The sequence below is a fragment of the Streptomyces sp. NPDC005483 genome, from assembly GCF_040606035.1.
Lineage (GTDB): Bacteria > Actinomycetota > Actinomycetes > Streptomycetales > Streptomycetaceae > Streptomyces.
Map to the genome: position 1 here is coordinate 24,606 of NZ_JBEXEA010000014.1, position 12,907 is coordinate 37,512.

The following is a 12,907-nucleotide window of genomic DNA, read 5'->3' on the forward strand; positions in this document are numbered from 1 at the left end:
CGGGGTCAGTCCTCCAGTGCGGCGAGGCCGGGGAGCGTCTTGCCCTCGAGGTATTCGAGGGAGGCACCGCCACCGGTCGAGATGTGTCCGAACGCGTTCTCGTCGAAGCCCAGGATCCGCACGGCCGCGGCGGAGTCGCCACCGCCGACGACCGTGAAGGCCGAGGAGTCGAGGAGAGCCTGGGCGACCGCCTTGGTGCCCTCGGCGAACTCGGGGTGCTCGAAGACACCCATCGGGCCGTTCCAGAAGACGGTGGCGGCGTCGGTGATCTTCGAGGCGTACAGCTTGCCGGACGCCGGGCCGATGTCCAGGCCCATCCGGTCGGCCGGGATGGCGTCCGCGGCGACGGTGGTGGAGTCCGCCGGGGCCTTGGTCTTCAGGTCCGGGAAGGCCGGGGCGACCACCGCGTCGACCGGCAGGACCAGCTCGACGCCGGTCTTCTCGGCGCGCTCGATGTACTCCAGGACCGCCGGGATCTGGTCCTCCTGGAGGAGGGAGGCGCCGACCTCGTGGCCCTTGGCCTTGAGGAAGGTGAAGGCCATGCCGCCGCCGATGAGGATGCGGTCGGCCTTGCCGAGCAGCTGGTCGATCACGGCGAGCTTGTCGGAGACCTTGGCGCCGCCGAGCACGACCACGTAGGGCCGCTGGACGTCGTCGGTGAGCTTCTTCAGGACGCCGACCTCGGTGGCGATGAGGTAGCCGGCGTAGTGCGGCAGCCGGGCCGGGAGGTCGAAAACGGAGGCGTGCTTGCGGTGCACCGCGCCGAAGCCGTCGCCGACGTAGACGTCGGCCAGGGCGGCGAGCTGGTCCGCGAACTCGCCGCGCTCGGTGTCGTCCTTGGAGGTCTCACCGGCGTTGAAGCGCAGGTTCTCGATGACCGCGACCTGGCCGGGCTGCAGGCCGTTCACCGCGTCGTGGGCGGCGGGACCGACGGTGTCCTGGGCGAACGCCACGGACGCGCCCAGCAGTTCGCCGAGCCGCTCGGCGGCCGGAAGCAGGGAGAAGACCGGGTCCGGGGCGCCCTTGGGGCGGCCCAGGTGCGAGGCCACGACCACCTTGGCGCCCGCGTCCGCGAGGGCCTTGACGGTGGGCAGGACGGCGCGGATGCGGCCGTCGTCGGTGATGCGGCCGTCGGCGAGCGGCACGTTGAGGTCGGCGCGGACGAAGACCCGCTTGCCGTCCACGCCTTCGGCGAGAAGTTCGTCGATCGTCTTCATGAGGGAACTCCTGGTGAGGGTGCTCTGATCGTACGAGAGCTGATCTGCACGTGAGTCAGGGCCCGGACGGCGCGTCCCTGCGCCGCCCGGGCCCTGCTCTCATGACAAGGTGCCTGCTCTGTGGATCAGAGCTGGTTGCCGACGAAGACCGTGAGGTCGACGAGGCGGTTGGAGTAGCCCCACTCGTTGTCGTACCAGCCGAGGATCTTCACCGTGTTGCCCTCCTGGACCATGGTCAGGGAGGAGTCGAAGGTGCAGGACGACGGGTCGCCGACGATGTCCGAGGAGACGATCGGGTCCTCGGTGTAGGTCAGGAAGCCCTTGAGGTCGCCGTCGTCGGAGGCCTTCTTGAACGCGGCGTTGACCTCGTCCTTGGTGACCTCACGCTGCAGCGTCACGACCAGGTCGGTGGCCGAGCCGGTCGGCACCGGGACGCGCATCGCGATGCCGTCGAGCTTGCCCTTGAGCTGCGGGAGCACCAGCGCGGTGGCCTTCGCGGCACCGGTCGTGGTCGGGATGATGTTCTCGGCGGCGGCGCGGGCGCGGCGCAGGTCCGAGTGCGGGAAGTCCAGGATCCGCTGGTCGTTCGTGTACGCGTGGACCGTCGTCATCAGGCCCTTGACGATGCCGAAGTTCTCGTCGAGGACCTTGGCCATCGGCGCCACACAGTTGGTGGTGCAGGAGGCGTTGGAGATGACGTGGTGGTTGGCCGCGTCGTACTTGTCCTGGTTGACGCCCATCACGATGGTGATGTCCTCGTCCTTGGCCGGAGCCGAGATGAGGACCTTCTTCGCGCCGCCGGCGATGTGCTTCTCGGCGTCGGCCTTCTTCGTGAAGATGCCGGTCGACTCGATGACGATGTCGACGCCCAGCTCACCCCACGGGATGTCGGCCGGGTTGCGCTCGGACAGCACCTTGATGGTGTGACCGTCGACGGTGATCGTGTCGGCGGTGTGCGACACCTCGGCCTTGAGGCGGCCCAGGATGGTGTCGTACTTGAGCAGGTGAGCGGTGGTCGCGGTGTCACCCAGGTCGTTGACAGCCACGATCTCGATGTCAGCACCCTGCTCCAGCAGCGCGCGGAAGTAGTTACGACCGATGCGGCCAAAGCCGTTGATGCCTACGCGGATCGTCACGAACCGATCTCCTCGTTGGTACGCCGGTTGTGAGACCGGCGAGCTGTATGGGATGTCCCCGACCACCCCCGACCCTACCCCCCTGAGGCTCGCGGAGTGACATCGAGATGCCCCATACACGGCAGGGCGGTCCGTACCCGCCAGTAGGGGTACGGACCGCCCTGGACCGAAAGCTCCGGTCACCCGAAATGACTACATGAAGTCAGGCCCGGTTCACCCGCCGATGGCCGCGAGTGCCTTGCGGACGAGGGCCGTACGGTCGGCCGCCGCGGTGACGTGCTCCAGGCCGAAGCCCAGCAGCACGGTGTCGTCCGTGGTGACCGCGCCGTACGTCTTGAACAGCTCTCCGGCGCGCCCCCAGTCCTTGACGACCGCGGGGCTGCCCGCAGGCGGACCGGGCACGCTCCACGCGCCGAGCGAGGTCTCGAAGCCCTCGGTTTCGACGGCCTGGCCTCCGATGACCACGGACGCGTTGTCGGCGAGGACACCGCGACCGCCGGAGCCCGGGTCGGTGATGTAGCTGAGGGAGACCTCGACCTTCTTGCCGGCGTACGCGGACAGGTCGAAGGAGACGTCCTGCCAGCCGGCCGACGATCCGGTGAGGCTGTTCCACTGGCCGCTGGTGCCGGAGGCCGTGCAGCCGGCGGCGCTCTGGGTCAGATACCGCTTGAGCGCGGGGTGGGCCGCGATGAAGAACCCGGCCCCGCACTCGGCGGGCACGGCGTTCGTGGTGGCGCCGCCCTTCTCCGGGAGCGTGGTCCAGTCCTCGGCGCCTGCGGTGTGCGCCTCCAGGACGGCGTGGTCGTAGCCCTCCTCGGTGTCCCACAGCAGCCGGGTGCGCAGGGTGGGTGCCTGCGCGGCGGTGACCTGGGTGAGGTCGATGGTGCGGGTGAGGCGGTTCCAGGCGTAGTCGCTGTGCGTGACGGCCGCCATGGAGGCGCCCTCGTACGGCCCGTACGGGTTGGGTGTGCCGGGGTACGCGCCGGCTCCCGCGCTCGCGAACTGCGGGAAGGTCGCCGCAGGCAGGTTGTCCGAGGTGACGCTGAAGGAGCCGGCCGCGTCCAGCGGGTTGCCGGGGGCGGCGACCAGGCTCGCGCCGGCTCCGGCGAGCTTGCCGGAGCCCTGGAAGGCGGTGGCGCCCGGCAGGGTCGTACGGGTGTAGGCGCCCAGGTAGTACTGGCTGAAGTCGTTCGACAGGGTGCCGTCGCCCAGGTCGACGCTGCCGCCGGCCCGCTCGCCCGCCTCGATCAGCTTGCCGCCCTCGTTCAGGAAGGCGCGCAGCTGGAGCTGGGTGGGATTGCCCGGGACGGTCGCGCCCGTGTAGTGGACGACCGACCTGAAGTGGTCCAGCACACCGAGCGCGTCGGGCGCGCCCTGGGTGGCGACGTTCCAGACGATCGCCTTCCGGCCGGCCGCCTTCAGCGCGTCCACGTACGTCTGCGCCTGTGTGGCGGTCGCGCCCTCCTCGGCGACCACGAGCACGTCCGCACGCGGCCGTTCAGCCACGGTGTACGTGAAGTGCGCGCTGGAGGTGGGCTTTCCGCTCTTCGCCCGGCCGGTGAACCAGACCTCGACCTTGTCGCCCGGGTCGGCGTCCTCGACCTTCGCCCGGTACTCGTCGAAGTAGAGGTTGTCGTCACCACCGTAGGTCTCGCCGCCCTTCCAGGCCCTGAGATCCCGGTCGTGCGTACGGCCGCCGTTGACGCGGTACTTGAGCTCCTTGTCGCGCACCGCCTTGCGTACGACGACGGAGACCTCCTGGTCCGCGCCGCGCGCGTAGGACGTGGTGAACGGCTTCGGGGTGAAGTCGGCGGCCTTGAGGCCGAGCGAGGACTTCGGCTGGTCGGGCCTCGCCGCGGACTCGGCGACGGAGAGTGCGAAGGGGAGGTTCTTCGCGAACTCCTGCTGGATCAGCTTCTCGTCGTCGGGGAAATTGAAGACCGACTGGCAGTCGGCGGCGTTCCACTGGTCGTTCGGGTCGAGGTCCGAGGCGGTCTGGCAGGTCGACATCTCGGGGGTGAACATCGCCAGGCCGTTGACGTTCGACGCGTGGCCGTCCGCCTCGCCGTTGGTGGTGTACAGCTCCGAGGAGACCTGCGGACGGTAGCCGGGGATCGCCGAGTTGTCCGGGGTGCCGGCGAGCGCCTTGTACATGACGTCGTCGGGCGTGTCGGTGGCCACCTGCCAGCCGACGCCGTAGAGGAGGAGTTCGGCGGCGGAGTGGTAGTTGATGCCGTACGTGAAGCCGATCCGCTTCTCGAAGGCGTCCAGGGCCTTGGTCTCGGGCTCGGAGGAGGGGCTCGTGCCGCGGTAGGTCTCGCTGGTGGGGTTGGGGGACGAACCCTCGTTGTCGTAGCCCCACTTGTAGGAGAAGTTGCGGTTGAGGTCGACGCCGTCGCCGACGCCGATGGTGCCGTCGCCGTTGTTGTCGCGCAGGTTCTTGCGCCACAGGCGGTTGTCGTCGTTCTGGAAGGTGTAGTCGTAGCCGTCGGGGTTGGCCGACAGGACGAACCACAGCTCGGTGGAGTCGACGATCTCCTTGACGCGCTTGTCGCTCTTGTAGTGGTCGATGTAGTGGTGGAGCAGCCGGCGGGTCATCTCCGGCGTGATCCACTCGCGCGCGTGCTGGTTGGACATGTAGAGGACGGCGGGTTTGGCGCCGTCCTTGGACTTCTTCGCGTTCTTGGTCAGTTTGAGCGCGAGGATGTCCTTGCCGTTCACGGTCTTGCCGATGGAGACGACCTTGGTGAGGCCGGGGTTGGCCCGGGCGGTCGCGAGGATCTCCTCCTGGAGGCCGCCGCTTCCGCTGTACGGCCGGAACACGCCCTCGGCGGCCTTGTCCACGCGGGCCTCGGCCTTGGCGGTCAGGGTGTGCTCGGTGAGCTCGACGCCCTGCGCCTCGAGCTTGTGAGCCTCCTGGTCGGTGAGGTAGACCTCGACGGTCGCGGTGCCCTTCGCGGGCACCTGCTCGCTCAGTTCGTGGCCGTCCTGCCCGGCCGCCAGCAGCAGGGGTACCTGCCGGCTGGTGACCTCGGCGCGGAAGACCTTGACTTCGTTCGGATCAGGAGAACCTGCGCTCTGCGCGGCATGGGCGACGGGTGCGATGCCCGCGCCGCCGAGCAGGAGTGCGCCAACAGCGAGGATCGGTCTCGCTCTTCGTCTCATGAGCCCCCCTTGCGGTGGTCCGCCACAGCAGCGAACAGATGCCAGGCTCATGACAGTTCATGATCGAGTCAAGGGTGCCTCACGGATACGCAAACGCCGGTGCCGACGGCCCAAGTGGGCGTCGGCACCGGCGTGGTGAGGGAAGGTCAGCCGACCAGGTTGTCGGCCATCTCCTCGGTGATGCCGGACTCCGTGCCGGGGATGCCGAGGTCGGCGGCGCGCTTGTCGGCCATGGCCAGCAGGCGGCGGATACGGCCGGCGACGGCGTCCTTGGTCAGCGGCGGGTCGGCGAGCGCGCCGAGTTCCTCCAGGGAGGCCTGCTTGTGGTCCATGCGCAGCCGCCCGGCGGCGGCGAGGTGCTCGGGCACGTCGTCGGCGAGGATCTCCAGGGCCCGCTGGACCCGGGCCCCGGCGGCGACGGCCGCGCGCGCGGAGCGGCGGAGGTTGGCGTCGTCGAAGTTGGCGAGCCGGTTGGCCGTGGCCCGCACCTCGCGGCGCATCCGGCGCTCCTCCCAGGCGAGCACCGACTCGTGGGCGCCCAGCCGGGTGAGCAGGGCGCCGATCGCGTCGCCGTCGCGCACGACCACCCGGTCCACGCCGCGGACCTCCCGGGCCTTGGCGGCGATCGAGAGCCGGCGGGCGGCGCCGACCAGCGCGAGCGCGGCCTCCGGGCCGGGGCAGGTCACCTCCAGGGAGGAGGAGCGGCCGGGCTCGGTGAGCGAGCCGTGCGCCAGGAAGGCCCCGCGCCAGGCGGCCTCGGCGTCACAGGTGGCGCCGGAGACGACCTGCGGGGGCAGGCCCCGGATCGGGCGGCCCCGGCCGTCGACCAGGCCGGTCTGCCGGGCCAGCTGGTCACCGCCGGCGACGACCCGGACGACGTAACGCGAACCGCGGCGCAGTCCGCCCGGTGCCATCACGATCAGTTCGGAGGTGTGGCCGAAGATCTCCAGGATGTCCCGCTTGAGTCTGCGGGCCGCCATCGCGGTGTCCAGCTCCGCCTCGATCACAATGCGCCCGCTCACCAGGTGGAGGCCGCCGGCGAACCGCAGAATGGCGGAGACCTCCGCCTTCCTGCAGCAGGTCCGGGTGACGGGGAGTCGGGAGATCTCGTCCTTCACCGCTGCCGTCATCGCCATGGGCCGATCCTTCCATGCATCCGAAAAATACGGTCGTACGCGGCGGCCAACAGCTCCGGGTCGTGCCTCGGGGTCCCGTCGGGCCGGGCCACCGGCGCCAGCTCGACCGCGGCGCCGAACCGCTTGGCGGCATCGGTCAGGGAGTCGCGGTCGGGCACGGCGGCCTGGTCGGCCAGCACCACGTCCAGGGCGAGTTTAGGGGCGTGTCGTCCCAAAACCTCCAAATGACGCTGCGGGGAGAAGCCATCGGTTTCTCCCGGCTGCGGTGCGAGGTTCAGGGAGAGTACCCGGCGCGCCTTGGTCTGGGTGAGCGCGTCCAGGAGTTCGGGCACCAGAAGGTGCGGGATGACCGAGGAGAACCACGAGCCCGGGCCGAGGACCACCCAGTCCGCGTCCCGCACGGCCTCCACCGCCTCGGGAACCGCCGGCGGGTCGTGCGGCACCACGTGCACGGACTGCACCTCGCCCGGGGTCAGGGCCACGGTCGCCTGCCCCCGTACGGTGTCCACGTCCTCGGGCCGCTCCGGGTCGTGCCCCTTGACCAGGGCCTGGAGCTCCAGGGGTACGGCGGACATGGGCAGCACACGCCCGTGTGCGCCGAGGAGTCTGCCGACCAGGTCGAGGGCCTGGACATGGTCACCGAGCTGCTCCCACAGGGCGACGATCAGCAGGTTGCCGACCGCGTGTTCGTGCAGGTCGCCCTTGGACTGGAAGCGGTGCTGGATGACCCGGGCCCAGGTCTGGCCCCAGTCGTCGTCGCCGCACAGCGCGGCCAGCGCCTTGCGCAGGTCGCCGGGCGGCAGCACGCCGAGTTCGTCGCGCAGGCGCCCGCTGGAGCCGCCGTCGTCGGCCACGGTGACGACGGCGGTGAGGTCGCCGGTGATCCGGCGCAGGGCGGCGAGCGAGGCGGACAGGCCCATGCCGCCGCCGAGCGCGACCACCTTGGGCTGGGCACCGCGGCTGCGCGGTTTGGCGCCGCGGGCCTCGACGGGACGGCTCACGCGCCCCTCGGGCACCGCCCGGCGCAGCCTGCTCAGCCGGGTAGAACGTCCTGTCATTCCCGTCCCATGTCCCGGTGTACGACCACCGTCTCCACACCCTCGGCCGCGAGGCGCGCGGCGAGCTTCTCCGACGTGGCCACCGAGCGGTGCTTGCCGCCGGTGCAGCCGATGGCGATGGTCACGTACCGCTTGCCCTCGCGGCGGTAGCCGGCCGCGACGAGGCGCAGCAGCTCGGCGTAGCGGTCGAGGAACTCCTTGGCACCGGGCTGGTTGAAGATGTACGCCGACACCTCCTCGTTGAGGCCGGTGAAGGGGCGCAGCTCCGGGACCCAGTGCGGGTTGGGCAGGAAGCGCATGTCCGCGACCAGGTCGGCGTCGACCGGCAGGCCGTACTTGAAGCCGAAGGACATGACGGTGGCCCTGAGCTCGGGCTCCTCCTCGCCGGCGAACTGGGCGTCCATCTTGGCGCGCAGCTCGTGGACGTTGAGGCTGGAGGTGTCGATGACCAGGTCGGCGTCGCCGCGCAGCTCGCGCAGGAGCTCGCGCTCGGCGTCGATGCCGTCGACGATGCGGCCGTCGCCCTGAAGGGGGTGCGGGCGGCGCACGGACTCGAAGCGGCGCACCAGGGCGTCGTCGGAGGACTCCAGGAAGACGATCCGCCGGGTGACGTGCTTGGCCGCCAGGTCGGCGAGGGACTCGCGGAGGTTGTCGAAGAAGCGCCGGCCGCGGACGTCGACGACCACCGCGATCCGGGCGACATTGCCCTGGGAGCGGGCGCCGAGCTCCACCATGGTGGGGATCAGCGCGGGTGGCAGGTTGTCGACGACGAACCAGCCGAGGTCCTCCAGGCACTTCGCGGCGGTGGAGCGGCCGGCGCCGGACATGCCGGAGATGATGACCAGCTCGGGGATGGCCGCCTCCGGGACTCCGCCCGCGTCGAGGGCCGGGCCCGTGTTCACCTGTGCGTCGTCTGCGCCCTGGTCCTGTGGTTCTTGGTGCTCGTTCACATTCATGTCTCCTGCCCCCGTCGTTCGTCCTGGGCACCCGCCGTCACGGGGTCCCCACCGGAACCCGTGGTGCCGGGTTCCTCCTCATCCATGATCTCTCCAGTCGCCGTGTTCACGGCGGGCGCGGCCGGGGCCGCCTGGGCGAGGGCCACGGCGATCGTCTCGGCCGTCTTGCGGCCTATACCGGGGACCTCGCAGATCTGGTCGATGGTGGCGGATCGTAGTTTCTTCAAGGACCCGAAATGTTTCAGCAGGGCCTGCTTGCGCGTGTCCCCGAGGCCGGGGACGTCGTCGAGGGGGCTCGACCGGAAGCGCTGGCTCCGCTTGGTGCGCTGGTAGGTGATCGCGAAGCGGTGGGCCTCGTCACGGACCCGCTGGAGAAGGTACAGGCCTTCACTGGTGCGGGGCAGCACGACCGGGTCGTCCTCCTGCGGCAGCCAGACCTCCTCCAGGCGCTTGGCGAGGCCGCAGACAGCGATGTCGTCGATGCCGAGCTCGTCCAGGGCCCTCTTGGCGGCGGCGACCTGGGGCTGTCCGCCGTCGACGACGACGAGCTGGGGCGGGTAGGCGAACTTCCTGGGGCGGCCGTCGTCGTCCTTGAGACCGTTCTCCCCGGCGCCCCGGGGGCCGGGCCCGGAGAGGCCCGGGACGTCGTTGCCGGAGGCGTCCTTGAGGTCGGTCTGGGAGGCGTCGTCCACCCACTCGCCGGTCTTCTCCTTCTCGGCCAGGTAGCGCCTGAACCGGCGGGAGACGACCTCGTGCATGGACCGGACGTCGTCCTGCCCGGCGAAGCCCTTGATCTGGAAGCGGCGGTACTCGCTCTTGCGCTGGAGGCCGTCCTCGAAGACGACCATGGACGCGACCACGTCGTCGCCCTGGAGATGGGAGATGTCGTAGCACTCGATCCGCAGGGGGGCGCCGTCCAGGTCGAGGGCCTCGGCGATCTCCTCCAGGGCACGCGAGCGCGTGGTGAGGTCGGAGGCGCGCTTGGTCTTGTGAAGGACGAGCGCCTGTTGCGCGTTGCGCTGCACGGTCTCCATCAGGGCCTTCTTGTCGCCGCGCTGCGGGATGCGCAGGGAGACGCCCGAACCGCGACGCTCGGCGAGCCACTCCTGGACCGGCTCGACCGGCTCGGGCAGGGCCGGGACGAGGACCTCCTTGGGGACCGAGTCGCCCTTCTCCTCGCCGTAGAGCTGCTGGAGGGCGTGCTCGACGAGGGCGCCGGTGGTGATCTCCTCGACCTTGTCGGTGACCCAGCCGCGCTGGCCGCGCACCCGTCCGCCGCGGACGTGGAAGATCTGGACGGCGGCCTCCAGCTCGTCCTCGGCGACCGCGATCAGGTCGGCGTCGGTCGCGTCGGCGAGCACGACGGCGCTCTTCTCCATGGCCTTCTTCAGGGCCCCGATGTCGTCGCGCAGGCGGGCCGCGCGCTCGTACTCCATCTCCTCGGCCGCGTCCGCCATCTGCTGCTCCAGGCGGCGGATGTAGGTGCCGGTGCGGCCCGCCATGAAGTCGCAGAAGTCCTCGGCCAGATCGCGGTGTTCGTCGGCGGAGACGCGGTCGACACAGGGGGCCGAGCACTTGCCGATGTAGCCGAGGAGGCAGGGGCGGCCGGTGCGGGTGGCGTTCTTGAAGACGCCGGCGGAGCAGGTGCGGACGGGGAAGACGCGCAGCAGGAGGTCGACGGTGTCGCGGATCGCCCACGCGTGCCCGTACGGCCCGAAGTACCGCACGCCCTTGCGTTTGTGGCCGCGCATCACCTGCACGCGCGGGAACTCCTCGTTCATCGTCACCGCGAGGTACGGGTAGCTCTTGTCGTCGCGGTACTTGACGTTGAACCGTGGGTCGAACTCCTTGATCCAGGAGTACTCCATCTGCAGGGCCTCGACCTCCGTGGACACCACCGTCCACTCCACGGACGCGGCCGTGGTCACCATCGTGCGGGTGCGGGGGTGCAGGCTCGCCAGGTCCTGGAAGTAGTTCGCCAGGCGCTGACGCAGGCTCTTCGCCTTTCCGACGTAGATCACCCGGCGGTGCTCGTCGCGGAACCTGTACACCCCGGGAGTGTCGGGGATCTCCCCTGGTTTGGGGCGGTAGCTGGAGGGGTCGGCCATGTCTCACACCCTACTGGCGAGTGCTGACAGTCCGGTGAGCCTGTGGACGACCCCGGCCACCGGCTCAGCGGTCGACGCGCCAGGGGATGCCCGCGGGCGGACGCCGATCCCCACCACACCGGCGACGATGCGCAGGGCGTCGGCGAGCGGCACGGTGTCCTCGTCGGGGTACTCGTCCCGCTGCCCGTTCGCGACCAGGTAGCCGCCGCTGCTCCCCCGGGCGCCGGGGTCGACGGCGTGCCGCCCCGGGTCGTCCTCGTCGTCGAGCAGGCACACCATCGCGCGCTCGGTGTTGCTCACGAGCGCGAGCGCGCGCCCCTCGGAGCTGAGCAACCAGTTCTCCAGACGTCCGGCCGCGAGCCGGGCCCGGATCAGGTCGAGCGCGTCCGCGGCCGTCAAAGAGCGGGCGCCGTCGTCGAGACGCCAGGTCGCCGCCATGCGGCCGACCTTCTCATGCCACCTAGTCTCCGCCCCGCCGGCCTCACGACCGGGTCACCGCTCACCGCGCCTCCAGGAACGTCAGGACCGCCAGCGGCTTCGCACGGGACTTGAGCACATTCCAAGTGCGGGGAAGAAATCCGCCCCGACTCTTTCCCGGTGGCCGGAAAGCGCGATCCCCTGCTGGTTGGGACCCTGTCCGCATGTCCATGCGCTGTCTTCTCGTCGATGACAGCATCCGGTTCCTTCAGGCCGCGCGAAGTCTGCTGGAACGCGACGGAATACCGGTCGCCGGCGTCGCGATGTCGGGGGGCGAGGCTCTCGCGAAGGCCACGGAGCTGGCCCCGGACGTCGTCCTGGTCGGTCTCGACCTCGACGGCGAGAGCGGCTGATCGCGAGCAGCCCGGCGCGCGGGTTCCTGCCAAAGTCGGCGCTGTCGGCACAGGCGATCAGGGAGCTGCTGAACGGTCACGGGGAGGCTCCCGCCACCTGAGCGGGCGGGTCGCCGACCGGCCGGTACCGCATTGCCGTTCGGCGACAGGTGTTGTCGGGACTTGGTCAACACGCTTCAATGCGGGGGAACTCGGGGCCGGGAACGACGGCGTACGGATGTGAAGCCTCCCCCGGCACTGCCACGGACGGCCCCGAGGCACCCTCTCGATCGGCCTGACCAGCCGCCCGGAATGTACAGAAAGGGCCTGCATGCCGCACGCCACACAGCACGCGGACGACGTGAGCGTCGCCGACGCGGAACTGGACTCGGCCCTGCGGGGCGGCCCCTTCCATGTCGCGCTGCGCGCGGCGATCGCCGCGCGGGGCCTGCCGCTCCAGCGCGTCCAGCACCATCTGTCGCGCTACGGGGTCAAGGTCGGCGTCACCAGCCTGAGTTACTGGCAGCAGGGCGCCCGGCGCCCCCAGCGTCCCGAGTCGCTGCGGGCCGTACGGGCGCTGGAGGAGATCCTCCAGCTGCCGGAGGAGTCGCTGATCCGGCTGCTCGCCGAGGACGACGACCGGTCGACCGCCGAGCGGTCCGCGGCCCGCTCGTACCGCTCCCTCCTCGCGGCCTCGGACGTCCTCGGACAACTGCTGGACGAGCTGGATTCGCCGCCCGACGGCGGGCTGCACACCCTCGGCCACCACGAGCGCATCGACATCGGCGCGCGGCGCGAGCTGCGCGGCCGCGAGTCGCACCACATCGTGCGCGCCCACCGCGAGGGCGTCGACCGCTTCATCGCCGTCCACCACGGCGACCCCGGGTGCGTGCCGGAGCTCATGACCGTGCACGCCCTGGAGAACTGCCGTACGGGACGCGTCCGTTCGCACCACGACACCGGGGTGCTCGTGGCCGAGCTGCTCCTCGACGCCCGGCTGCGGGCGGGAGACACCTTCCTGTTCCGCTACCGCGTCGAGGACGGCACGGCAGGGGTGTCCCGCGAGTACGTCCGCGGCTTCGGCTCGCCCGGCGGGCAGTACGCGCTCCAGGTCCGCTTCGACGCGAACGCCCTGCCGCTGCGCTGCCACCGCTTCGCCCAGCACTCCCCCGCGGCACCCCGCAGCGGCCGCCAGGAACTGTCCCTCACCGGCCACCACCACTCGGTGCACCTGGTCGAGCCGCGGGTGCGGTCGGGGATGGTGGGGATCGGGTGGGAGTGGGAGTGAGCGGGTGAGGTGTCAGGTCGCCTACGGCACGTAA

9 protein-coding genes and 1 pseudogene are annotated in these 12,907 nt (G+C 70.6%); 2 read left to right on the forward strand and 8 right to left on the reverse strand.

The genetic code is table 11. From position 1 onward, the window contains the following. Positions 1 to 5: 5 nt before the first annotated feature. The 8 genes from ABZT06_RS25990 to ABZT06_RS26025 all read right to left on the reverse strand — a co-directional run bounded on the left by ABZT06_RS25990 (position 6) and on the right by ABZT06_RS26025 (position 11,214). Positions 6 to 1,217, reverse strand: coding sequence for a phosphoglycerate kinase (locus ABZT06_RS25990; RefSeq protein WP_355745425.1), 1,212 nt, complete (start codon positions 1,215 to 1,217; stop codon positions 6 to 8). 125 nt (positions 1,218 to 1,342) lie between these two features. Next, on the reverse strand, positions 1,343 to 2,353 hold the full coding sequence (gap, locus tag ABZT06_RS25995) for a type I glyceraldehyde-3-phosphate dehydrogenase (RefSeq protein ID WP_020120076.1): 1,011 nt from the start codon (positions 2,351 to 2,353) through the stop codon (positions 1,343 to 1,345). A gap of 213 nt (positions 2,354 to 2,566) precedes the next feature. Beyond that, entirely contained in the window at positions 2,567 to 5,518 is a 2,952-nt protein-coding gene (locus ABZT06_RS26000; protein WP_355745429.1) for a M14 family zinc carboxypeptidase, read from the reverse strand. Between the two features lie 146 nt (positions 5,519 to 5,664). Beyond that, on the reverse strand, positions 5,665 to 6,654 hold the full coding sequence (gene whiA, locus ABZT06_RS26005; protein ID WP_355745432.1) for a DNA-binding protein WhiA: 990 nt from the start codon (positions 6,652 to 6,654) through the stop codon (positions 5,665 to 5,667). Further along, positions 6,645 to 7,712, reverse strand: coding sequence for a uridine diphosphate-N-acetylglucosamine-binding protein YvcK (gene yvcK, locus ABZT06_RS26010; RefSeq protein WP_355745435.1), 1,068 nt, complete (start codon positions 7,710 to 7,712; stop codon positions 6,645 to 6,647). The genes whiA and yvcK overlap by 10 nt, the downstream gene beginning before the upstream one ends. Then, on the reverse strand, positions 7,709 to 8,668 hold the full coding sequence (rapZ, locus tag ABZT06_RS26015) for an RNase adapter RapZ (RefSeq protein WP_355745438.1): 960 nt from the start codon (positions 8,666 to 8,668) through the stop codon (positions 7,709 to 7,711). Before rapZ ends, yvcK begins: the two co-directional genes overlap by 4 nt. After that, positions 8,665 to 10,776, reverse strand: a complete 2,112-nt coding sequence (gene uvrC, locus ABZT06_RS26020; RefSeq protein WP_355745441.1) for an excinuclease ABC subunit UvrC — start codon at positions 10,774 to 10,776, stop codon at positions 8,665 to 8,667. The genes rapZ and uvrC overlap by 4 nt, the downstream gene beginning before the upstream one ends. 3 nt (positions 10,777 to 10,779) lie before the next feature. Then, the gene (locus ABZT06_RS26025; RefSeq protein WP_355745444.1) at positions 10,780 to 11,214 is read right to left on the reverse strand and encodes a hypothetical protein; all 435 of its coding nucleotides are present in this window, start codon (positions 11,212 to 11,214) and stop codon (positions 10,780 to 10,782) included. A gap of 203 nt (positions 11,215 to 11,417) precedes the next feature. Here ABZT06_RS26025 and ABZT06_RS26030 point away from each other — a divergent pair. Both ABZT06_RS26030 and ABZT06_RS26035 read left to right on the forward strand, forming a co-directional pair. Beyond that, positions 11,418 to 11,707: pseudogene (locus tag ABZT06_RS26030) on the forward strand (response regulator). Positions 11,708 to 11,916: 209 nt separating this feature from the next. Next, positions 11,917 to 12,873: a hypothetical protein gene (locus tag ABZT06_RS26035; protein ID WP_355745446.1), complete on the forward strand. Its 957-nt coding sequence runs from the start codon at positions 11,917 to 11,919 to the stop codon at positions 12,871 to 12,873. Positions 12,874 to 12,907 lie beyond the last annotated feature (34 nt).